We start from the raw sequence: 24,585 nt of genomic DNA, 5'->3' as shown, positions 1-24,585 counted from the left end.
ATGAAAAAAAATACCATATTGGATATAGCCAGACTGGCGGGGGTCAGTAAGTCAACGGTTTCCAGAGTTATTAACAATGAATCAGGTGTAAAAGAGGAAACTAAGATAAAGGTTTTGAAAGTAATTAAGGAAAATAATTTTTCACCTTCCAAAAGTGCAAGAGAATTAAGGGGAATAAAAGTAAAAACTTACGGAATTCTTGTAACTAGACTGGATTCCAATTCTGAAAGCCAGGTAGTAAGAGGAATTACAAAAGAGCTTTATAAAAATAACTGTGATTACCTGATTTTGGAGAATCAGTTTTCCGTGGAAAAAACTAAACATTTTGTTGACACCCTTGTGAAAAGGGATGTTGATGGTTTTATAGTATTTGCAATTGCTAATGAAAAATATGATTTTTTAAGAAATACTGGTAAAAAGGTAGTATTAATCGGACAGGATGTAGAAGGCTTTAACTGTATCGTATATGATGATTATAATGCCGTAAAAATGGTACTGGAATATTTGTGGAAAAACGGAAAGAAAAAAATAGCCTATGTAGGTGTAAATAGAAGTGATCCTACAACAGGTGAAAAAAGATACAAAGCATATGAAGATTTTATAAATCTGAAAAAAATGAAAAATATTTCAGGGTTTGGAAATTTTGAATATTATTCCGGATATGAAGTAGCCAAAGATATTATTAAACATGATATAGATGCAATAGTCTGCGGAACAGACAATCTGGCACTGGGAGTAAAAGAGTATCTGAGAAGAAAAAATATAGACAACATAGTGGTTACAGGAATTGGAAATAACAGTCTGCTTAGATTTCTTGATTCAAACCACATAAGCATAAGTTTTTCATATGAAAAATCCGGAGAAAAAGCAGTTCAGACGGTAACAGATATGAAAACAACCAAAGTGAATACTTATATGTATAATGCTGAATTAATTTTAAATAATGTACTTGACAAATCCTGAAAATCAGGGTACATTATTATTGCTTAATGAGAACGTTCCCGAAAAAATAAGGAGGATGAAAAATGAGTAAATATAATGAAGAATCAAAGAGATTATTGGAATATATCGGCGGAAAAGAAAATATTATAAGTGTGACACATTGTGCAACAAGACTGAGGTTTGCACTTGTAGATGACAAAAAGGCAGACATAAAAAAAATAGGAGAACTGGACACTGTAAAAGGAACATTTGTTAATGCAGGACAGTTTCAGGTAATAATCGGAAATGACGTAGCAGATTTTTATAAAACATTTATAAGCACAGCAGGACTTGAGACTGCTTCAAAGGCAGAAGTAAAAAAAGAGGCTTTGAAAAAGCAGTCATTTATTCAAAAAATGATAGCACATCTTGCAGAAATATTCGTACCTCTATTACCAGCTATAATAGCCGGAGGTCTTATACTTGGATTCAGAAATATTCTGGGAGATATGAAAGTATTCGGAAACGGAACACAGAGTCTCACAGAACTGCACACCTGGGCAGCAACATTAAATGATTTTCTATGGTGGTTTGGTAATGCTATTTTCCCGTTTTTACCGGCATTGGTAGCGTGGTCTACGGTAAAGAAGTTTGGCGGAACAGAAGTATTAGGGGTAGTTTTGGGAATTATGCTTGTCTCACCGGAATTTTTTATGAATGCATACCAGTACGGAAGTCTTGCAGCTGATCATGCAGCATTGGCTGAAGCTCTGGAAAAAGGAAACTATATCTGGCACATTTTTGGTCTGAATATAGCTAAAGTAGGCTATCAGGCACAGGTACTTCCCGCAATATTTTCCGGAATAACACTTTGTTATATTGAAAAATGGTTTACAAAACGTGTACCTGAAATACTGAAACTTGTGGTGGTACCGTTTATGGCACTCTTTATTACAGGGATACTTACAGTTACAATTATAGGACCGGCAGCAAGAGAAATAGGAAACTATATTGCATTGATATTCAAAACATTAATGCTTACACCAGGATTAAAATATCTGGGTGGCTTTGCATTCGGACTTCTGTATGCACCACTGGTAGTAACAGGACTGCATCATACATTTCTGGCTGTAGACTTCCAGCTGATAGCAGACCCGGCTTTGCAGGGAACTATGATATGGCCCATGATTGCATTGAGTAATATAGCACAATCAGGAGCAGTAGCGGCAACATATTTTATATATAAAAAAGATAAAAAACAGGAATCACTTTCGGCTTCAGCAACAATATCAGCATGGCTCGGCGTAACAGAGCCGGCAATGTTCGGGGCGAATCTGAAATATATGTATCCTTTCGTAGCGGCAATTACAGCTTCGGCAGTGGCAGGATTGATTTCGGCAGCTTTCGGGGTACTGGCAGGCGGAGTGGGAATAGGAGGATTGCCAGCTATTCTGGCAATAAAAGCACAGTATTGGCCTGGGTATATTTTAGCTATGGCTGTAGCACTTTTTGGATCATTTTTTCTTACTTTTGCTTTCAAGAAAATATATGACAAAAAACATGGTTTAAAATAACTAAATTTTTAAATAAGATAGTCTGTATAGCAATTTGCTGTGCAGGCTATTTTTTGTCATATAATAATTGTAAGACATTAATTGTTTAGTTGTGTAATTTTTTAAAAATAATATAATAATTTATAAATATAATAACATATTATATATTTTGAAAGATACAAAATTATTTTAAAAGAAAAAAAATATGATTTTTTGAAATTATTTTTTTTAAAAATATTAAAATCAATAATGTTATACAATTTTTGAAATTAAAAAATAAATAAAAAAACAAAATTATTTTTTATAATTATATTACTTTATATAAGTATTTTAAATGTTTTTGTGATTTTTTGTAAGTTAATATATAATTATTATTTTAAAAATAATGTAGAAAATACACTAAAAAAACCTCGATATAAAAATTTAAAATAAATTGATAAAATATGTTGAAAATTATGAATTTTTTTGATAAAATCAATATACAGTTTTAATGTTAAGCTGTATTTATATAAATTTACCCATGTTTAATTATAATAATTTTATAAATATAGTTTGATAAAATTAATTAAACAAAATTATTTAGGAGAAAACAGGTGCTTTTACTCATTAAAAGATAGAATTGATTTTGTCAGATAAAAAGGAGGGAAGGTACCAAAAAAATAGGGAGGTATTATGTTAAAAAATAAAAAGAGAGTGCTTTTTTTATTAGCAGCTAATTCTATACTGTCTGCAGGAGCATATAGTGAGAGTATTTCAGATGCAAAATATGAAAAATTATACAATAATATGGTAAAAAATATCCAGACTGGAAAATCAAATGAAAGCAATAATAAACTTATAGAGTCAATATTAAAGAAAAGAAATAAAGAATTAAAAGATTTGTATGCACAAAGTGATTATATCGTAAAACCGGAGTATCTGGAATGGCAGATATTTGCTTCGGGATTTTATGCTGAAAAAGACAGAGGATATGACAGTGATAAATATGGCGACGGAAGCAGCCAAAAAAACTCAATGCAGGTTGACGGGACAGATCTGAGAACAGCAAAGCAAATACAGATAGGTGCTACTATTCCTATAAAAACAGTTAATGACTTTGCATTGGAACCAGAAATCAGTATAAATAAAAAAGAAATAACAGTTGATAGTATACAGGCACCATCAGTAATTCCGAAAACTATACCTACAATTGTGATTCCAAATGTGAGTATTCCTGTTATTACAGCACCAACAGTTCCATCGACAGCAATATCTACAGTTACCGCTCCTGATATTGATGTTTTGAGTTCAGTTAATATTCCGTCTGTTAATTTAACTTCTGTTACTACTCAAAATCTTAGAATTAACAGTTCAAATGTGAATATAATTTATTCTAGTGCAGGTATTTATAACAATAATATCCCGATCACTCTTAGCACCAGTAGTTCAGCAGCACTTGGAATTACTGCTGTTAGTAATTCTTCTAATGAAATTATAAATAATAGTAGTATTATAGGAGCAGCGAATCAACAGGGTCAAGTAGGCTTTGGATATATTCCTGGGAATGTTTCCGGTGCGTTTCAAAGTACTTTCTCGACACTAACTAATAATGGTTCTATAACAATGAATTCCAAAAACAGTGCAGGTATGATTTTAATACCAGACATTGATACCGATCCTGGGGTTAATGGAGCTTTAGCTGATATATTAACAGGTGCTTCAACACCGGGAGATACAAACAATGTTGTTCAAAAAGCAATAAATAATGGTTCCATCACAATAAATGGATCAAGAAGTTATGCATTCTTAACTTCTCCATATTATGACGGAACTGGTAGTCTGGACTGGAGTTACAACTTTGGTATCACAAACAATGGCAATTCCGCATATGTAAGTAATACTAATACTGGAACAATTCATGTTAATGGTGACGAAGCGACAGGTTTCACTATTTTAAAAGGGATTCATCAGGTGTATAATTTTGGAAGTATTTTAGTAGGTGTTTCTTCTTCAGATAATGCTATTGGTTATGATACTACAATTAAATCATTTACAACTATTAATGGAACTTTTGTTTCTCAATCGAGTGATGGCAATTTAAGCGGAAATAACATTAGTATGGTTGAAGGGGCATCTGCATTATATGCTTCGAAAGCTCCTTTAGAATATGGCTGTGATCCTTCTATTTGTACAGGATATTATAAATATATAGGTGACGGTCAGGTTTTAAATGCTGCTGGTGCTGTTATTACAATTGGTAAAAATGCCGTAGAGAGTAGTGGCATACGTGTAGAAGGTACAGGTTCTATACAAAATAGAGGGATAATTAAAGTAATTGGTACTGGTAATTATGGTATGGTTGCTACTGGAAATGGGAATGTCATAAATTTACGTGATAAAAATGGAAATATAAATGTCGGATTAGATGATAAATATATAGGGATTTTTATCCAAAGTAGTAGATCAGTGGGGACATACGTTCAAGATAGTGGTAATATAACTATACAGGGTGGAAAAGTAGTGGTAGGTATAGATGAAAATGGTACTAAAATTAATGATTTTAATAATAATATAATTAAAGATTCAGCAGGAATATATGCTAAGAATGGAAATATCTCTATTTTAGATATATCGTTTTGGGATACAGAAAGTGATTATGGAAAAGTGATTACTAATGCTGAAAATACACACGCAGTAATACTTACAAGGGAAAACTCTACCCTTTCTACCAATTTTTACAATCAAGGGTTAATTAATAATCAACATGTAAATACTATTGGTGTCTATGTCTCAGAAGGCGCAGAAGTTAAACAGGAAAATCGAGGTTATGTACAATCTTCAAATGGCGGGCTAGATGGAATTACTACAGGGACATATAACAATGCCCAGATTATTTCTGGAGATGGAGCAATTGGCGTGTATGCAGTAGGAACTGGACTTTCCGCAGAAACTAGAGTAAATATCATTTCAGGAAAAATAATCGGCGGGAACAGCATACTGTCTCCGACTACAGCTACAAGTATTGGTGTTTTAGGTAAAAAAAATGCAGAAATAACATTAGGAAACGCTGTTAATTCACCAGATATTATTATGGGAACTAATTCTGTATCACTACTCATACAAGATAAAATAAACTTAAATATAAATAATGTTATTAGCCAAATAGGAACTGACTCAGTATTCGGTTATTTCGACAAAGCTAATGGTGACTTAAAGAATATAAATAAAATAAATTTTCAGAATGTCGGTGCGAATTCAATATTATTTTATATGGCTAATAATTCAGATGTAAATGTTGATAGTGATTTTACATTAACAACTGGGGGAGTATTTCCAGGAACAACAGCAGGATTTATTTCTGAAAATAGTAAAATTTCTTTAGATACCGGAAGAATTTATACAACAAATACTGCTGTAGGGCTTACTGCACAGTCAGTAAATGGAAAAACTTTCAGTGATGGAACTGTTGTTAATATAAATAAAAATAAGACAGGGGCTGAAAACAGGGGAACTATTATAATGACTTCCGCAAGTGCAGTTGGAATGTATACAAAATATGGAACTTCACTAAATAATTCTACAGGACTTATAAACATAATAGGTACTGATGGAATAGGAATGTATTCGGAAGAAGAAGCAGACATTAAAAATTCTGGAAAAATAACTCTTAATAATACAGGAACAATAGGGTTATTTGGAAAAGGAAATTCAGGAACTCTGTTAGGTACTTCAACTGATACTGTGAATATTGTTAATAATGGAATAATAGAGCTTAACAATGCAAATTCTGTAGGAATATATATTAATAATAATAAAAACGGAGCAGTTGTTACTGATGCTATAATCTCAAATAATGCAACAGGTACAACTTCAAGTTTTGGGTCAACAGAGAAAAATACCATTAATGTAAAAGGAGATAATTCTATTGGTATATACGCACCATTTTCAATCGTTTTACAAAATGGAAATATTGATTTGGTAGGTACAGGTACAGTAGCGATTTATGGTTCAAATGGATCAAACATATCAGGTGGTGGAAATATTGATCTAAATACTGCTAGTCAATCACAGGTGGCTTATTATCTTAAAGATTCCGGCACTAAACTTACGAACTCGCTTGGGGACATAACAGGACATGGAGTGGTTGTTTTTCTTGAAGATGCAGAAATAGATGATACTATTCCTACGCTAGACTTGACAACCTCAAGTGATTTAGGAAATGGGAAAATAGTTCTTGCACTAAAAGGAGCCTCAATATTTAATTATACCAAAGACATTAAAACTGGGGATTCTGTAAGTAATCATTATGCAGTAGCGTTATATACTGACAATCAGAATTTATCTTCCGGAATTGCTAATAATCTTACTGCAGGAGCAAATGGAGTTGGAATATATGCACAGAATGGAAGTAATATAAAATATTCCGGAACTATAAATGTAGGAAATAATACAGTAGCAGGAACCGGAGTATATATAGGGACTAATTCAGGTATAGGTTCAAGTATTACTTTAGATAATGCCGTAATTAATTTAAACGGAGCAGGCGGAATCGGAGCATATGTTGATAATCTTTCCACTTTAACATTTCAGGCTAACAGCGTAATGAATTTTTCCGGTGACGGTGTAGGGATTTACGGGGTACAGGGAGCAATAATAAATGATAATGGCGGAGTAATAAATTCAAATGGCTATGCAGTGGAAAGAACAAGAATACAGGGCGGAATTATAAATATTAATTCTAATATCAATGTTTCCGGAGGAAGCATACTCGGGCATGCAGTTAACGGTGAGATTAGTGTACTGCCGGGAGCTATTGTCACAGCATCGGGAGATGATGTGATAGGAATATTCGGTGATGGATTAAAAGGAGCAGGAACATGGACACAGGCTTATGAAGCAAACAATCTGGGGACAATAGATTTTTCATCTTCTAATAAAGCTACTGCAATATATTTGAATAATGCAAGAGGAGAAAACAAAGGAACAGTAAAAGTAAATGACAGCTCAATAGCGTTTTACGGTCAGGGTAACGGTTCCGAAATATATAATAACGGAGCAGTAGAAATTGGAAATAACTCTGTAGGGCTTTATGGAAATGATATAGATATTATAGAAAATTTATCAGGAGCAGTAATAAAAGATAAGGGAACGTCTAATACAGGTATTTACAATATAAAAACAACATCAGGAGCTACAGCAATAAATAATAACGGATTGATAGAATTAGGAAATGATGGGGTAGGTATTTATGCAGAAAATTCTGTTATTACAAATACAGGTAATATAATTGTCGGTGATAAAGTAAATAAAAATTCTCTTGGTATTTATGCTAAAGATTCTATACTAAACGATATCGGAAATGTAAAAGTAGGAAATTCAGGTATAGCATATTATGGGGATAATAGTACCCTAAATCTAAATGCTGCAAGTGTAGATATTGGAAATGACGGTGTTTTAGCATATGGTATAAATAATACCTTTATTGATTATAATCTGGGAAATAAAACTACAAGTGAAAATACTTTTGTGTACCTTATTAACAGCAATGTAGATTTTAATAATGCTGAGATAACAGTTGGTAAAAATGGACTTGGGGTGTATCAGGATGGTGCATCATCGACATTAGGTTATAAAAAATTATACGTAAAAGAAAACGGAGCTGGTATATACGGTTACCAGACAAATCTTTTCAATGTCGGGGATATAGAATTGACAGAAAAAAACAGTGTCGGTATCATAGCAGAAGACAGTGATGCAACAAATAATGCATTAAAAACTATTAAAACTAATGATTCTAATTCTGTTGGCATATATTCTGTATTAAAAAATGCTCTGCCGTTAAAAAGTGTAATTAATAATGGTGAAATCAATGTATCAGGGGATAAATCAATTGGAATATATGGAAATACATTAAACAGTGCAGGAGCTAGCCTGGGAACAATAGAAATATGGAATAACAATTCAATAAAATTAGGAAATGCCTCAAATATAAATAATGCTATAATTGGTATTTATGGAACAGAAGGTACTGAGATTAATACTAATGCAGTAAGTACAATATTCGGGGGAAGCAATGTAGTAGGGATTTATTCTGATAACGGGATAATTGACCATAAGGGATTAATAGATGTTCAGGATAATTCAGTAGGTGTATATGCTTCGGGAGGTACTGCAAATATTGATAATAATTCTGCTATAAAAGTAGGGAATAACGGGGCAGTAGCTCTTTACGTAAATGATGGCGGTGTATTGACTAATAATTCATCTAATATCACTGTAGGAAATGAAAGCATAATAGGTTATTCAAAAGATAGCGGAACATTACTGAAAAATACAGGGAATTTATCAGTAGGTACAGAATCGGTGGCATTTTATTCCAGCAGCGGTGAGATAGAGAACAGCGGAACTTTGACATCAACAGGAGACGGAGTAATATTTTTCTATGGAAATTCCGGGAAAATTACAAATTCCGGTGTGATAAACGGATCAGGAAATGGTTATGGTGTTGGAATTTATGGGAAAGCAAGTGAGATAATAAACACAAATAACATAACTCTTGGAGATTCAAAAATAGTAAATGCTTCGAACCCTTCTGATTCCAATAACAGATACTCAGTGGGGATTTACGGGGATAGTTCAAAAATTTATAATGACGGAAATATCAGTCTCGGTGAAAGCGGGATTGGGATTTATTCATACAGACAGAGTGATGATCTGATTAATGACAGTAATGCCTTGATAACTTCAAATAAAGATAAGGCAATTGGAATATTAGCAGAAGTGGGTAACGGAAAAAAGGTAATAAATAAAGGTGAAATAAATTTAAGCGGAAAAGAATCAATAGGAATAGCTTTGAATAATGGGGTAATTTTGGAGAACACAGGTAAAATACAAGTAAGCGGAGATAAAAGTATAGGTATTATGGCTACTAAAGATTCCGAAATTTATAATTCCGGAGTAATAAATGCCTCTGGAAACGAGTCTATAGCAGTGCTGTTAAGAAGTAATTCAAAACTTGTAAATACCGGTATAATAAACCTTGGAAGCGGGACACTCGGAGTCGTGGCAGATAATGACAGCAGCGTCAGCGGATATGCAGTTACGCCTTTGGAAAGTACATCTGTGCAAATTCCAAGTATTGCAAATGTACCTACTTATAAACCGCCTACAATAGTAAATGCAGGTATAATACAGGTGGGAGAAAAATTTGAAGTACCTTATGATGGTGTAGTACAGGTTAAAGTTGATCCTGATACATTAAGAACACCAACATCAAGTGAAGTATCAACAAGTGATCTGGCAGCTAAATTTTTAGTATCAAGTTCAGTAAAATTTATTGCTCCGGAATTTAACGTGAATGATGTAACTGTTACATCTGATTTCACACAAGGAACAAGTTCCAAGAATTATAAACTGGCTGATGTATTTATTCCATCAACTCCTGGCGGAGGAATTAATTCAGGAATTGCTACTATTCTGAGTCAGTCGTATACTTGGGATGCAACTCCTGTAACCAATTCTAACGGAAATGTTGATATATGGATGCAGAAAATAGAATATGCTGATTTACTTGATGGTTATTGGAATGAAGATTTTGGAAAAGCTCTGGATGAAAAGTATGAAAATGCGAGTGGAGATGCACTTAAAATTTTTAACAAAATTGACAGACTGGAAAATGAAAAAGATTTTAAACATATTATGTCAAGTCTTGCGGGGAATATTTATGCTAATATAAATCAAAGAGAGAATGATATAGCAGGTGTATTTGAAAATTCACTTGATTTATTGGAAAGTTCAGAAAATAATACAAAAGAAAATGTGAAGGTAAATATTATAGGCGGAAAAGGAAGAACAAATGAAGATACTGACGGAGTAGCAGGATATGACTATACAACAGCAGGGGTTTTAGGTTTGAGAGAGGTAGAAAGAACATATAAACAGACATTCGGCTATTCACTTGGATATTTACACACAGGGTTTGAATTTAAAGATAATAATGAAAGTGAAGAATGGGTAGATACAATACAAGTAGGAATACATAATAAATATAAATCGAATAATTGGAAATTACGTAATGATCTGACAGGAAGAATAAGTTTTCATAATATAGACAGAAATCTGGACTGGCCTTCACCTAACAGCAGATCTGAAATGAACGGCACTTATGAAACTTACAGTATAACCAGTGATAATATATTAGGTAAAGAAATAAGTCTGGGGAAAAACAGCAGCTTAACTCCTTATGGCGGATTAAGAGCTATGTATGTAACAAGACCGACGTTCAGTGAGAGCGGGCTTGAAGGACTAGAGGTAGAAGGAAATGATGCATGGAGCGTTAAACCAAGAGCCGGTTTGGAGCTGCAGACAGCTATTCCTTTAGGTAGTAAAAACGGATGGCAGTTAAAAGGAAAGCTTGATTTTGCATATGAATATGAGCTTGCGAATTTGAATGAAAAAGAGAAAGCAAGATTAATTGCTATTGAAGACGGGTATCATGATTTGGCAAAGCCGGAAGAAGAAAATGGTCAGTTTAAGACAAGAGCAGCTTTGGGATTAGAAGTAAATGAGAGATACGGAATATTCATAAACGGAGAATATACTTTCGGAGAACATAATCAGGATGAATACAGAGCTGGTGTGACATTAAAAGCAGTATTTTAAAATATAGTAAATATTAAAAAGGCTTTTTATTGATTAATATCATAAAAAGCCTTTTATTTCTTATGAAGAGCACTTTACTGTACATATACTCCTAAATCCTTATTGTCAATTAAAATTTCAATATTTTTTTTGTTGAGAAGCAGAGGATATTTTTCAGTTAAAAACCACTTCACAAGTTCCTCGTTCCTTGTTATTTCAGTATTATTATTGATAAATACGTTAATAGTAATTTCTTTAAAGTATTTTAAAGCTGTTTCAATATCATTGGAAATCTGTTCTTTTGTCTGGCCTTCAGTACAAATTAAGAGACAGCAGCTGTAAAAATTTGATAATTGAGTGTAATCGTTTAAAAGAAAATTTTTCTTTAGAATTTTAGTACGGTAGTTATTATCAAATGTTTCAATCCCTACTTTAAATCGAATTTCCTGATTTGGAAAGAAATTTATTATTTCATTCAGTCTTTTAATATATGAGAAATATACTTCAAAGTATATTATTTTTATATTTTTTTCATCAGCAGTTTTTCTAATATATTCAAGGGTTCTTAAAGGGAGTTCAAAAACAGAAGCTGAATTTATTATTTCAAGACATCCGAATTCACCTGTTATTTTATTTAAAAGATCAATGTTTATTTGGTTTATTTCATTTTCATCATATGAGTTATCTAAAATATAATTACAAAATGCGCATTTTCCGTAGCTGCATGCAAATGATTTTAGTAATAATATTTCTCTTTGGTTTTTATCAGTTATTTTATTATATCTTTCCATAATAACACCTAAATTTCTTTGACTTTATTTTTAGTTTTTAATAAGGCTGCAGCATATACAAACGGAGTATCAAATATCGAAACAATAGTTTTGAGAATATATGAGGTTATAAAAATTTTTATCATATATGAAACTTCGAAAACTCCGTAAAATGCAATAACTGTGAATATTATGCCGTCAATAAACTGACTGGCAAGAGTACTGAAATTATTTCTGATCCAAATATGCTTGAATTCAGGAAATTTTTCCCTCCAAAACTGATATGCCCAGACATCATAAGTTTGTGATATCAGGAAAGCTGTAAGGCTGGCTACAGTGATTCGCGGCAGGAAGCCAAATATAAATTCAAGGCTTGACTGTGATGTATCATAAGAATTTGGGTGTATTTTTAAGGATAATAACATTATTACCGTAGTGGAAATCAATGAAAAAAATCCTATATATATAGTATTTCGAGCCATTTTTTTTCCATAATTTTCTGAAAGAATATCAGAAACAAGAAAGATTCCGCAATATAATATATCACCCATTGTTCCGTGAAATCCAAATAAATCGACCTGTTTTATTACCTGTACATTTGCCAGTATAGTAGATATAGGAATGAAAATGAATAATCCTGTTTTCCCCCATAATCTGTATGCAAGCAGAATTAGTAAAAAATTAATAAGCATTGATAAAAGCCAAAGTGTTTCATTGTAAAATAAAATGTGCATTTTTTCCTCCTGTAAAATAAAAAGCATAAGAAAAACCTTATGCCTAGGTTTTTTTTATAGATGGGGTATCCCAAACATCTTTATTAATTATTTAATTTTAATTATTGATTTTCTTTAATGTCTTTCCAGTTTATTGTTTTCAGGAATTCTTTGATAAAGGCAGCTAAAATACCTATAGCAAAACCTAAAAATAATGACAAAACTAAAATTAACTTTTTATTTTTTGAAGCTTTTGTCTGGTAATCAATCAATTTTAGCAGAGGAGTCTTGTCCTTGTCAAGAAGTCTGTAATATGACAGTTTTGATATTGTAGAATCAATAAGTGGATCCTTTGTTTGAGAAAGATCAATATTTTGCTTCAAATATAAAAACTGTTCGTCAAGTGCCTTGATCTGGCTTGAAAGATATATATTTTTTTTATCATAAAGATATTTATTTGCCAGATCTGTAAATTCTCTTGCGAATTCTTTACCATCATTTTTAACTTCAGTATTAAACTGAATTTTTACATTCGGACTGTTATTATCGCTTTCAAGAGTAATTTTTTTTGAGATACTTGAATAAAAATTATCGTCATCTATATTTAATACTGATAATTTTTTTGAATTATCTTTCAGGTATTTATAAAATTCAAAAGAATTTAGTGAAAAAACAGGCGGTTCGTTTATTTCTTTCAGAACTCTGTCATTACTGTATAAATTCAGTGTAGTTTTAAAATCCTTTTTCATCATGAGGTAAGCTAAGGTACAAATAACTGCAGCAACAGCAATGATAAGGATAAGTAGCTTATTTCTATATAATATTTTGATGACCGTCAAAAAATCCAAACTGTCATTCATGTTTTGTCACTCCTTTTGGAAAAATTATATGATAAGGTATTTTAGCAAAAAAAAGGCAGGAATACAAGTAATAATATGAGATATTCAGAGTTTTTAACAGATAAACTCTGTTTTAGAATAAAATTATTATCAATAAAATTGAAAATATATATTTTTAATGTTACAATATATGAGAAAATTTTTTGAAATTAGGGAGCATATATAAATGAAAAGTTATTCAAATGTAATGATTAGAGTAGTGTATATATGGATATTATATATAGTTTATAAATATTGTCTGGATACCTTTGTATTTGGAACAAGTTTTACAGCGAAGTTAATATTTATATCAATGTTCATTGTAGCATACATATTTGATTTATTAGATTTTACGGAACAAAAATTCAGAATAAGACATATTATATATTTTTTTGTGATAGATGCCTTTTTTGCCGGAATGTTTTACTCATTGGTAAGAACAGTAGGAATGTTTATAACGTTCGGAATTTTATTTCTTGCACAGATTTCCTTGAAATGGATAATTCAGCAGTTTGTCGTAAAAAGATACAAAGTTGTAATATACGGACAAACAAAAAATAATTCGCAGATAATTCGCTCGCTAATAGCTAATATTCAATATGAATATGTTGGGTTTATTTCAAATGCTAAGATAGAAGAAAGTCAGTATTTAGGTACTATAGAAGACTTAGAAAGAATCATTAAAGAAAATAATATTGATAAAATTATTATTACAATTGATGAATTAGATGAGTATGAATTAGACACACTAATTAATTTTAAAGTCAACGGAATTGATATGATTACTTATAAAGAGTTTAATGAGCAGATCGAGCAAAAAATTGACATCACATATATAGATAAAAAATGGCTTTTAGAATCAATGGGATTTGAAATTCTTCATAATACAACTCAGCAAAAAATAAAGAGATTATCGGATATAATATTTTCAGTTGTTTTGTTAATTGTCACTTTTCCTATAATACTCATAACAGGAATTATAATTAAAATGTCATCAAAGGGGCCTGTTTTTTTTAGGCAAAAACGTTTGGGTTTAAAAAATATGGAATTTGAAATTATTAAATTCAGGTCAATGAAAATTCATGATCAAAATGAATTCTCGAAATATGCGGATGAGAATGATCCTCGTGTAACTAGATTTGGAAAATTTATAAGAAAAACAAGAATTGATGAGCTTCCACAATTAATATGTATATTAAAGGGAGATATGAGCTTTGTTGGTCCGAGACCTGAATGGAATGAATTATGTTATGGATATATGAAAAACATTCCTTATTATAATTTACGTCATTTAATTAAACCAGGAGTTACCGGATGGGCTCAGGTAATGTACCCTTATGGAATTTCTACAGAGGATGCATATAGAAAGCTGGAGTATGATTTGTATTATATGAAGCATCAGGATGTAATGATGGATTTAAAGATAATTTTTAGGACGATAAAAATCGTAATATTTGCGAAAGGAATGTAAAATATGCTTACTTTTTCTTTAAATATTGAAATTATTTTTCTATAATGATATAATAAATGATATTTGTTGGGAGATAATAAATGTTTAAAATAATTGCATGTATCGTGGTTTATAATAATTCTTTTGAAGAAATAAAAGATATGGTGAAGGAGTTCTATAAAGAAAATATTAACCAAAAATTAGTTATAGTAGATAATTCAAATACTGGGTATTTGAAAGATAACTTACTATTAATAAATAATGAGATTGAATACATAATATCTGAAAATAAAGGGTATGGTCATGGAAATAACTTAGTAATAAAGAAGTATGAAGGGCAAGCAAAGTATTTTTTAATAATGAATCCAGATATTTTTATCAAATTTGAAGATTTAGTAAAATTATTAAACTATGCGGATAAAATATCAGAATTTGGTATAATTATGCCTAAAATAATTTTTCCAGATGGAGAATTACAATATGTATGTAAATTATTTCCAAATCCTTTTAATTTATTTGTAAGAAGGTTTTTAGGGAATACCCCTTTAGCTCAAAAAATGGATTATGAGTACGAACTAAGATTTACAAATTATGAAAAAGAGATGATAGTTCCTGTTTTATCAGGAAGTTTTATGCTTTGTGACTATGGGAAATTGATTAAAGAAAACGGCTTTGACTCTATTTTTTTCATGTATATGGAAGATGTAGATTTAAGCAGACGTATGTACAAACACGGGAATTATTTTTATCCGGAAATTAGCGTTATACACAAACATAATAAAGAATCATACAGAAGTTTAAAAATGGTCTTTATTCACATATTATCTGCAATAAAATATTTTAATAAATGGAACTGGTTTTCAGATAAAGAGAGAAAAGAAATTAATAAAAAAATTATAAAAAGTTATAAGAAAGGGAATGTATAATTTATGAAAGGAATAATATTAGCAGGTGGTTCAGGAACAAGACTGTATCCATTAACTAAAGTAATATCAAAACAAATAATGCCAATTTATGACAAACCAATGATATATTATCCGTTATCAGTGTTAATGCTAGCTGAAATAAAAGATATTTTGATTATATCAACAAAAAGAGATTTACCTTTTTTTGAAGCTTTGTTAGGTGATGGGGGCCAGTTTGGTATGAGGTTCTCTTACCAAGTTCAAGAGAGTCCTAATGGATTAGCAGAAGCATTTTTAATAGGAGAGAAATTTATTGGAGATGATAATGTAGCATTAATATTAGGGGATAATATATTTTATGGACATGGTCTGTCAGAAATGGTAAAAAAAGCAGCAAAATTGAAATCAGGAGCTAAAATTTTTGGATATCCGGTAAAAAACCCTGAAGCTTTTGGAGTAGTAGAATTTGATGAAGCAGGAAATGCTATTTCTTTAGAGGAAAAACCAAAAAATCCAAAATCTAATTTTGCTATACCGGGTCTATATTTTTATGATAATACAGTAATAGAGAAAGCTAAAAAAGTAAAGCCTTCTGAAAGAGGTGAATTGGAAATAACGAGTATTAACGAAATGTATTTATATGAAAATAAATTAACAGTAACAAATTTAGGGAGAGGGACAGCATGGCTGGATACTGGTACACATGAATCATTGCTGGAAGCAGCGACATTTATAGAAACAATCCAAAAAAGACAGGGATTTTATATAGCATGTATTGAAGAAATAGCATTTACAAATAAATGGATAACTAAAAAAGAAGTTTTGGAATTAGCTAAACCTTTGTTAAAAACAAATTATGGGAAATATCTAAAAAATCTTTCACAGAATTATAAATAAACTAAAATTAGGATGGAATTTAAAATGATAAATAAACAAAAGGCTACTATATATGAATTTTTTAAATATATTTGGGTTCAAAAAAAATTGATATTACTATTAGGAATAAATGATTTTAAACAAAGATATTCTAAATCTTATTTAGGATTATTTTGGTCCTATATCCAACCAATGATAAATATAGGTGTAATGTGGTTTGTATTTTCTGTTGGTTTTAGAACAGGTGATACAGAACCTGGAATTCCTTTTATTCTTTGGCTTATATGTGGACTGGTTCCGTGGTATTTTTTTTCAGAGGTTTTTCCAACTGGAACAAATGTATTATTTGAGTATAGTTATATGCTGAGACAGATGACTTTTAAAGCAGAAATACTTCCTTTTATAAAAATAATATCAGGTATTTTCACACATATATTTTTCATTTTTATAATTTTTATAGTGTCATTAGTCAGTGGTTTTAATATAGATTTTCATGTCTTGCAGATAATTTATTATTTGTTTTGTACATGCTATTTATTAATAGGGCTTTCATGGCTATTTGGTGGAATAAAAGTTTTTCTTCCAGATGTTGGCGAAATTATAGCAGTTATATTACAGCTTGGATTTTGGATAACTCCAATATTTTGGTCTTTTAAAATGATACCTGAAAAAATGGTGTGGATTTTTAAAATTAATCCAATTTTTTATATAATACAAGGATATAGGGATAGTTTTATTTATAAAATATGGTTTTGGGAAAAACCTAATTGGACATTAGTCTTCTTTTTTATAAGTTCAATAATCTTTATATCAGGAGCTATAATATTTAGAAAGTTAAAACCACATTTTAATGACGTGTTGTAGTTTTGAAAAATACTATAGGATAGAAGGATAAATTAGGGAAGGAGACTGTGGTGGTAATTTTAGAACACCATAACTAAAAATGAGTAATATTATAGAAGTGAAAGAGCTCAATAAAATTTATAAATTATATGATAATAAAAAGGATAGATTAAAGGAAGCACTTAATTTTTTTTTAAAAAAAAAGAAATATCATAAAGATTTTTATGCATTAAATAATATAAATTTATCTGTTAGAAAAGGAGAAATTGTCGGATTATTGGGTAAAAACGGCGCTGGGAAATCTACATTACTAAAAGTGATAACTGGAGTATTGACTCAAAGTTCAGGAACTTTGGATATAGAAGGGAAAATATCAGCTTTGATAGAGCTTGGAGCAGGTTTTAATCCGGAATATACAGGACGTGAAAATATATATTTATATGGAACATTAATGGGATACTCTAAAGAAGAAATGAATAATAAAATATCGGATATTATAAAATTTGCAGATATAGGGGATTTTATTGAACAGCCTGTAAAAGTGTATTCAAGCGGAATGTTTGCTCGTCTGGCTTTCTCGTGTTCGATTAATGTTAATCCGGATATATTGATAGTTGATGAAATACTAGCTGTTGGTGATATGAGATTTCAAATGAAATGTATAACTAAAATGAAAGAAATGATGAAAAAAGGGGTAACTATACTGTTTGTTTCGCATGATATAAATACGATAAAACGTTTTTGTACTAGGGCAGTATGGCTAAAAGATGGAAAGGTAGAGTTGGACGGAGATATTAACTATGTAACAGACAGATATTTAGACTTTTTGAAATTTGAAGAGGCTACTCAAGGAATGGAAACTCAAGAAGAAATTGAAAAAAATATAGAGGAAATTAATGTCAGAAATATAGCGGAGATAAAAAGTTTTAAAATGCTTAGCATTGATGGAATTGAAAAAGAAAAATTTAGAAAATACGATGTTCTAAAAGTAGAAGTCACATATGAAGTATACGATGAAGATATAGAAGATCCGGTTTTAGGAGTCGCAATAAAGAGCATAGATAATAAATATATATGTGGTTTAAATACATTGTTGGATAAAAAAGAAATTCCTTGGAAAAAAGGGGAAAATAAATATTATTTAACATATGAGATGGGAGTATTAGTATTTGGAGGGATGTACTATTTTGATTGTGCATTGTTTGAATCAACAGCAACAGTTCCAATTCAATATATCTCAAAAGTGAAGGAATTTATGATAGAGAGTAACTATGATGGTGAAGGAACATTTATGATACCGCATAAATGGTCTGAAGATAGTAGACTAGGAAATTCGTTAGGAGATTAATAAATGGAAATAAAAAATACTTCAGCTTTTATAAAGCCTAAAAAATTAGATTTTAGAGGAAGTTCATGGATAGGTCATGTGCCCTTTGGTTCTTGGTTAATAACAGAATTAAATCCAAAAGTATTTGTTGAATTGGGGACTCATAAAGGAATGTCATTTTTAACTTTTAGTCAATCTATTCTGGAGAATAATTTGCAGACGAAAGCGTATGCGGTGGATACTTGGAGTGGTGACCATCAGGCCGGTTATTATGGCGATGAGATATATATTGAATTAAAAGATTATATTGATGAAAATTATCCAGAGTTTACTTTTTTAAAAAAAATGACATTTGATGAAGCTGCTGAAAGCTTTGAAAATGGTTCAGTAGATTTATTACATATAGACGGACTTCATACATATGAAGCTGTAAAACATGATTTTGAAGTGTGGTTTCCAAAGCTGTCAGATAGGGGAGTTGTTATTTTCCATGACACATTTGAGAAAAAAAAAGATTTTGGAGTTTATAAATTTTGGGAAGAAATATTAAAAAAATATCCGGGATTTGAATTTAAATTTTGGCATGGTTTAGGAGTTTTATTAGTTGGTGAAAATAGAAATGAATATTTGCTTGAACTTTGTGAAAATAACGGAGAAAATGAAAAATTTAAATTATTTAATTCTTTTTTTGAAAAACTTGCGAATGATTTAAGAATAGTAGCAGAAAGGGAGATACTTGAAGAAAATCTAAAGCAGGAAGTAGAATATGCAAAAAGTTTGGAAAAAAGAATAAGAGGAGACGAAAGAACTTTAGAAGAATTACAAAGTCTTAGACAAAGACTGGAATCTGATGTTAATTCACAAAGTGAAGAAAAAAATCTTATAAAAAAAGAATTAAAGATTTTAACTAAAAAATTAAAGATTTTAACTAAAAAATTAAATGATTTAGAAATTATAAAAGATGATTTCAAAAAAATTAACAGAGAAAATGAAGAACTGAGGAATCAACTAAATAGGGTATACTTATCAAGATCATGGAAGTTCAGCCGGGGAGTCAGAGCTCTTGAAAATATAATACACGGTAAAGGTATCAGAGGAAATAAAGAAAGATTTAAAAAGAACTGGTATTTGAAAAATAATCCGGATGTTTTTGAAAGTGGTGGGGATCCTTATGAGCATTACATGAGTCATGGAAAACATGAAGGGAGACTTGGAGCTCCTGATACTTTTTTAGTGAGAAATTATAGAAGACTTCGTATAGTAAAAACAGCATATAAAACAGCTAAAAGCAAAGACATAAAATTTAGTTATATTATAAAAAAAGGTTTTGAAACTTATAAATATTATGGAATATCAGGAGTAAAGGAAAAAATAGTTTTTTCAATTAATCCTAAAATTACTAATAATGAAGATATGTATCAGAAATGGGTTGAGCTTTATGATGAATTATCTATTGAAGATATATTTGAAATGAAAGAGAGTATAGAAAATTTTCAGTATAAACCTTTAATTTCTGTGTTAATGCCGGTATATAATACAGATATACATTTTTTGAAACAAGCACTAGATTCAGTAATTGAACAAACTTATGACAATTGGGAATTATGTATAGCAGATGATAATTCGCCTAACGAAGAAGTAAGAGAAATACTTAAAGAATATGAAAATAAAGACAGCAGAATAAAAGTTATATATAGGAAAGAAAATGGTCATATTTCTCTTGCAAGTAATTCGGCACTGGAATTAGTAACTGGAGAATTTACAGCGTTAATGGACCATGATGATTTAATTCCTAAACATGCATTATATATGGTTGTGTGGGAAATAAATAGAAAAAAGGGATTGGTAGATCTAATTTATACTGATGAAGATAAAATAGATGGAGAAAATATAAGATATGATCCTTACTTCAAGATGGAATGGAATGAAACCTTAATAAATTCACAAAATTTTGTTGCTCACCTGGGAATCTACAGAACTTCAATTTTGAAAAAAATTGGCGGATTTAGAAAAGGTTTTGAGGGTAGTCAGGATTATGATATATTACTTAGGTTTTTAAGAGAAATTTCTTCTGACAGAATTTCACATATACCTCATGTCTTATACCATTGGAGAATTTTTAAAGGAAATCATACTTTTTCTACAGATAATCATAATATTTCAGATGATTCAGCATATAAAGCACTGAAAGAACATTATGAAATATTAAAAGAAGATGTTCGTATTCTTCCGGTAGATAATTTTCCGGGTTGCTGGAAAATAAAAAGACAACAAAAAACTATTTTACCTAAAGTATCACTGATAATTCCAACAAGAGACAGAGTAGAAATACTAAAAAATTGTGTGGACGGATTACAAAAAAATACAGATTATGATGACTTTGAAGTTATTATTGTAGATAATGATAGTAAAGAAAAGAAAACTTTAGAGTATTTTGATAAAATATCAGCAGATTCCAGAATAAAAATATTAAAGGTAGAAGGAGAATTTAACTATTCTAAATTAAATAATTTGGCAGTAAAAGAGGCTAAAGGTGAGTATTTAGTCTTTATGAATAATGATTTAGAGATTATAAAGAATGACTGGCTTAAAGAAATGATTTCCACTTTTTCAGAAGAAAATGTCGGAATAGTGGGTGCTAAATTATATTATAGCAATAATACAATACAACATGCTGGATGTGTTACAGGAGTTTATGGTGTTGCTGGACATATTCATAAACATTTACCTAAAAACTCACCTGGATATTTTGGAAGATTAGGTCTAATACATAATGTCTCTGCGGTAACAGGAGCATGTCTTGCGATATCAAAAAAGATATTTGAAGAAGTAAATGGTTTTGACGAGGAAAAATTGAAAGTAAGTTATAATGATGTGGATCTTTGTTTAAAAGTTAGAGATAAAGGTTATAAAATAATATTTAATCCGGAAGTTGAGTTATATCACTTAGAATCTATAAGTCGCGGTAAGGACGAAAGTAAGTATAAGAAAGAATTGAACAGGAACGAAAGAAGAGAAATGATAAGCCGATATGGGGAAAAATTAAAATATGATCCGTATTACAGTGTTAATTTATCATTGGAAAATGAGGATGTAACGTATTCTTTCTCACCAAGAAAAACTAAGCCATGGAGAGATTATATAGAATTTGTATGTCCATTTCATAGAGGTGATGTACTAATAGGTATACAAGTTGCTAATTATTGTGTTTCAATTGGAAAAAAAGTAAGATTTCATGTATCTGAAAAACTTGTAGACTGGGTAAGAGATTTTTCACCAAATTTTGAAGTATTGGAAATACCGATAGGTATACCACAAGCTCATGAAACAATGAATTATTTTGAAAAAGCAGTAAACTTTGTAGAAAAAAGAAAAGATTTTTCTGGGAAAATAGCAAGAAGTCATCCAAAAATGGATTTTGATTTTATGGGGTTAAACATAGTAGAACATATGTTAAATGAATTAGAAATATCTATTGATACAAAGATAGAACCATTGAAGCCATCTGTAGATGATGAAGTGGTCAGAAAAGCAAAGGAGATACTAGAAAAGTTTGGAGATGGGAAGATAGTATTGTTACATCCGTTTGGTGGCTGGAATTTAAAGAGTATTCCTAGTAAAATGATACATAAACTGATTGAGATATGTAAGAAAGAGAATGTAAAGTTAATCCAAATCGGTGGAAAAAATGATAAAAAAGTAGAAAAATTAGATGGATGGATATTGGAAAATTATTCCCTGAGTCAATGGAGATCTATATTTGAACAATCGGAAGCATTAATAGGCATAGATTCATGGACGTCGCATTTAGGTGCTATTCTTGGAATAAAACAGATTACCTTATATGGGTCAACAAGAGCCAGAGATGTTAATATAAAGAAATTTTTAACTAATCAAAATGAAAAAAATATAATTTTAGATACAATAGTAGATTGTTCACCCTGCCATTCATTAAAATGCAAGTATAGTCATAAATCTTGTATTGGTTATGAGCTTAATGAACAAAAAATAAAAGGAGTAATTGGTTAGGTATATTAATGATCATTAAGGAGTGAAATGTTAAAAGTAGAAAGAGTCGTAGAGCTTATAGAAAAATTTAAAAATTTAAAAATAGCAGTTGTTGGTGATATGATGATTGATTCATATTTATTGGGAGATGTAACAAGAATATCACCAGAGGCACCTGTACCAGTGGTAAATGTCAATAAAGAAAGGTTTGTTCTAGGAGGAGCAGCCAATGTTTCAAATAACCTGAGAAATTTAAATAGTCAGGTTATCACATATGGTGTTATAGGTGATGATGAGAATGGACAGAAATTAATAAAAAAATTGGAAGAGACAGGAATAGAAGTTTCGGGTCTTGTGATAGACAGTGAAAGACCAACAATAATAAAAACCAGAATTTTAGCCCATAATAATCAATTACTCAGAATAGACTGGGAGAAAAATGAAGTTATTAATGAAAGAATACAGAAAGACATAATTGATAGACTGGAAAAAAACATAAAAAACATAGAGGCTATTATACTGTCAGATTATAACAAGGGAGTACTATCAGAATATGTATCAAAAAAGATCATAGAGATAGCCAGAAAAAATAATAAAATTATTACTGTAGATCCGAAGCCTAAAAATTTTATTAATTATGTTGGTGCAACTGCAATCACTCCTAATAAAAAAGAAATACTAGAATATCTGGGATTAAACAGTTTTACTGACGAATCTGATATAGAAAATAAAGCAATGAAAATAAAAGAAGACTTGGATTTGAAATATTTATTATTAACAAGAAGCGAAGAAGGAGTCTCTATTTGCAGTGAAAATTATAATAAAGTATCGACAATGGCAAAGGAAGTCTATGATGTAACAGGAGCCGGAGATACATTAATTTCAGTATTCACACTTGCACTTGCAGCTGGAGCAACAAGTCTTGAAGCAGCTAAAATTGGAAATATAGCAGCTGGGATAGTTGTAGGGAAAATAGGAACGGCAACTACTACAAAAGAAGAAATAATTAAATTTTATGAAGATATGTAAAAATTATAGAAAGGTGTGGAATATGGAAAGAGAGATAAAAAACTCGTTTCTTACTGCGTATGAAACAATAAAAAACTTTGTTGAAAATGAGGAAAACATTTTAAAAACTGCTCAGATATCAAAAGAGCTTGCAGAGGCGTACAATAAAGGAAAGAAATCACTTATAGCAGGTAATGGAGGAAGTAATTGTGATGCAATGCATTTTGCCGAGGAATTTACCGGAAGATTTAGAAAAGAGAGAAAAGCGCTGCCTTCATTAAGTATAAGTGATTCATCACATATAACATGTGTTGCTAATGATTATGGTTTTGACTTTATATTTTCTAAAGGGATAGAAGCTTTTGGTGAAAGTGGTGATTTTTTCTTTGGTATTTCAACTTCTGGAAATTCTAAAAATATAATTGAGGCAGTTAAAGTTGCTAAAAATAAACAGTTGAAAACAGTTGCTTTATTAGGTAAAGATGGCGGGGAACTAAAAGGGATGTGCGATTATGAATTTATAATTCCTGGTGAAACTTCTGACAGAATTCAGGAAGTACATATGATTATTTTACATATTATAATTGAAGGTGTAGAGAGAGTTTTATTTCCTGAAAATTATTAAAAAATAAAAAAAAGTAATAGAATGACATTTCTCAAAAACTAAAGGGGGGACTGGGAAATAATATAATTAACAAGTAAAAATATTTTATA

14 protein-coding genes are annotated in these 24,585 nt (G+C 30.5%); 11 read left to right on the top strand and 3 right to left on the bottom strand.

The window, feature by feature from the left end:
• From STERM_RS11895 to STERM_RS11885, 3 genes are all read left to right on the top strand, one after another.
• Window positions 1-963, top strand: a complete 963-nt coding sequence (locus STERM_RS11895) for a LacI family DNA-binding transcriptional regulator (protein WP_012861866.1) — start codon at window positions 1-3, stop codon at window positions 961-963.
• Between the two features lie 62 nt (window positions 964-1,025).
• The gene (treB, locus tag STERM_RS11890; RefSeq protein ID WP_012861865.1) at window positions 1,026-2,495 is read left to right on the top strand and encodes a PTS trehalose transporter subunit IIBC; all 1,470 of its coding nucleotides are present in this window, start codon (window positions 1,026-1,028) and stop codon (window positions 2,493-2,495) included.
• 651 nt (window positions 2,496-3,146) lie between these two features.
• On the top strand, window positions 3,147-11,114 hold the full coding sequence (locus tag STERM_RS11885; protein ID WP_012861864.1) for an autotransporter domain-containing protein: 7,968 nt from the start codon (window positions 3,147-3,149) through the stop codon (window positions 11,112-11,114).
• A 74-nt stretch (window positions 11,115-11,188) separates the two neighbouring features.
• Here STERM_RS11885 and STERM_RS11880 read toward each other — a convergent pair whose 3' ends face one another.
• The 3 genes from STERM_RS11880 to STERM_RS11870 all read right to left on the bottom strand — a co-directional run bounded on the left by STERM_RS11880 (window position 11,189) and on the right by STERM_RS11870 (window position 13,328).
• Window positions 11,189-11,884: a radical SAM protein gene (locus STERM_RS11880; protein ID WP_012861863.1), complete on the bottom strand. Its 696-nt coding sequence runs from the start codon at window positions 11,882-11,884 to the stop codon at window positions 11,189-11,191.
• An 8-nt stretch (window positions 11,885-11,892) separates the two neighbouring features.
• Window positions 11,893-12,597 carry a queuosine precursor transporter gene (locus STERM_RS11875; RefSeq protein WP_012861862.1) on the bottom strand — a complete coding sequence of 235 codons (705 nt, stop codon included), beginning with the start codon at window positions 12,595-12,597 and terminating at the stop codon, window positions 11,893-11,895.
• 101 nt (window positions 12,598-12,698) lie between these two features.
• Complete coding sequence (locus STERM_RS11870) at window positions 12,699-13,328, bottom strand: lipopolysaccharide biosynthesis protein (protein WP_169305404.1); 630 nt, start codon at window positions 13,326-13,328, stop codon at window positions 12,699-12,701.
• Window positions 13,329-13,641: 313 nt separating this feature from the next.
• Here STERM_RS11870 and STERM_RS11865 point away from each other — a divergent pair, with 313 nt between their 5' ends.
• The 8 genes from STERM_RS11865 to gmhA all read left to right on the top strand — a co-directional run bounded on the left by STERM_RS11865 (window position 13,642) and on the right by gmhA (window position 24,496).
• Window positions 13,642-14,925 (top strand): exopolysaccharide biosynthesis polyprenyl glycosylphosphotransferase, encoded by a 1,284-nt coding sequence (locus STERM_RS11865; RefSeq protein WP_012861860.1) that lies wholly within the window; start codon window positions 13,642-13,644, stop codon window positions 14,923-14,925.
• 80 nt (window positions 14,926-15,005) lie between these two features.
• On the top strand, window positions 15,006-15,830 hold the full coding sequence (locus STERM_RS11860; protein ID WP_012861859.1) for a glycosyltransferase: 825 nt from the start codon (window positions 15,006-15,008) through the stop codon (window positions 15,828-15,830).
• A 3-nt stretch (window positions 15,831-15,833) separates the two neighbouring features.
• Window positions 15,834-16,706, top strand: a complete 873-nt coding sequence (rfbA, locus tag STERM_RS11855) for a glucose-1-phosphate thymidylyltransferase RfbA (RefSeq protein WP_012861858.1) — start codon at window positions 15,834-15,836, stop codon at window positions 16,704-16,706.
• A 24-nt stretch (window positions 16,707-16,730) separates the two neighbouring features.
• Window positions 16,731-17,549 carry an ABC transporter permease gene (locus tag STERM_RS11850; RefSeq protein ID WP_012861857.1) on the top strand — a complete coding sequence of 273 codons (819 nt, stop codon included), beginning with the start codon at window positions 16,731-16,733 and terminating at the stop codon, window positions 17,547-17,549.
• 79 nt (window positions 17,550-17,628) lie between these two features.
• Window positions 17,629-18,876, top strand: coding sequence for an ABC transporter ATP-binding protein (locus STERM_RS11845; RefSeq protein WP_012861856.1), 1,248 nt, complete (start codon window positions 17,629-17,631; stop codon window positions 18,874-18,876).
• A 3-nt stretch (window positions 18,877-18,879) separates the two neighbouring features.
• Complete coding sequence (locus tag STERM_RS21285) at window positions 18,880-22,884, top strand: glycosyltransferase (protein ID WP_012861855.1); 4,005 nt, start codon at window positions 18,880-18,882, stop codon at window positions 22,882-22,884.
• A gap of 27 nt (window positions 22,885-22,911) precedes the next feature.
• On the top strand, window positions 22,912-23,892 hold the full coding sequence (gene rfaE1 / locus STERM_RS11835) for a D-glycero-beta-D-manno-heptose-7-phosphate kinase (protein ID WP_012861854.1): 981 nt from the start codon (window positions 22,912-22,914) through the stop codon (window positions 23,890-23,892).
• Window positions 23,893-23,914: 22 nt separating this feature from the next.
• Window positions 23,915-24,496, top strand: coding sequence for a D-sedoheptulose 7-phosphate isomerase (gene gmhA, locus STERM_RS11830; protein WP_012861853.1), 582 nt, complete (start codon window positions 23,915-23,917; stop codon window positions 24,494-24,496).
• Window positions 24,497-24,585 lie beyond the last annotated feature (89 nt).

This window comes from Sebaldella termitidis ATCC 33386, assembly GCF_000024405.1.
Classification (GTDB): Bacteria; Fusobacteriota; Fusobacteriia; order Fusobacteriales; family Leptotrichiaceae; genus Sebaldella; species Sebaldella termitidis.
Note: the sequence above shows the minus strand (reverse complement) of the source record. Positions and strands in the feature narration are given on the sequence as shown.

Excerpts from the sequence above, each read along its gene's own strand:
- STERM_RS11895 (WP_012861866.1), top strand. The coding sequence starts at position 1 with ATGAAAAAAAATACCATATTGGATATAGCCAGACTGGCGGGGGTCAGT.
- treB (WP_012861865.1), top strand. The coding sequence starts at position 1,026 with ATGAGTAAATATAATGAAGAATCAAAGAGATTATTGGAATATATCGGC.
- STERM_RS11885 (WP_012861864.1), top strand. The coding sequence starts at position 3,147 with ATGTTAAAAAATAAAAAGAGAGTGCTTTTTTTATTAGCAGCTAATTCT.
- STERM_RS11880 (WP_012861863.1), bottom strand. The coding sequence starts at position 11,884 with ATGGAAAGATATAATAAAATAACTGATAAAAACCAAAGAGAAATATTA.
- STERM_RS11875 (WP_012861862.1), bottom strand. The coding sequence starts at position 12,597 with ATGCACATTTTATTTTACAATGAAACACTTTGGCTTTTATCAATGCTT.
- STERM_RS11870 (WP_169305404.1), bottom strand. The coding sequence starts at position 13,328 with ATGATGAAAAAGGATTTTAAAACTACACTGAATTTATACAGTAATGAC.
- STERM_RS11865 (WP_012861860.1), top strand. The coding sequence starts at position 13,642 with ATGAAAAGTTATTCAAATGTAATGATTAGAGTAGTGTATATATGGATA.
- STERM_RS11860 (WP_012861859.1), top strand. The coding sequence starts at position 15,006 with ATGTTTAAAATAATTGCATGTATCGTGGTTTATAATAATTCTTTTGAA.
- rfbA (WP_012861858.1), top strand. The coding sequence starts at position 15,834 with ATGAAAGGAATAATATTAGCAGGTGGTTCAGGAACAAGACTGTATCCA.
- STERM_RS11850 (WP_012861857.1), top strand. The coding sequence starts at position 16,731 with ATGATAAATAAACAAAAGGCTACTATATATGAATTTTTTAAATATATT.
- STERM_RS11845 (WP_012861856.1), top strand. The coding sequence starts at position 17,629 with ATGAGTAATATTATAGAAGTGAAAGAGCTCAATAAAATTTATAAATTA.
- STERM_RS21285 (WP_012861855.1), top strand. The coding sequence starts at position 18,880 with ATGGAAATAAAAAATACTTCAGCTTTTATAAAGCCTAAAAAATTAGAT.
- rfaE1 (WP_012861854.1), top strand. The coding sequence starts at position 22,912 with ATGTTAAAAGTAGAAAGAGTCGTAGAGCTTATAGAAAAATTTAAAAAT.
- gmhA (WP_012861853.1), top strand. The coding sequence starts at position 23,915 with ATGGAAAGAGAGATAAAAAACTCGTTTCTTACTGCGTATGAAACAATA.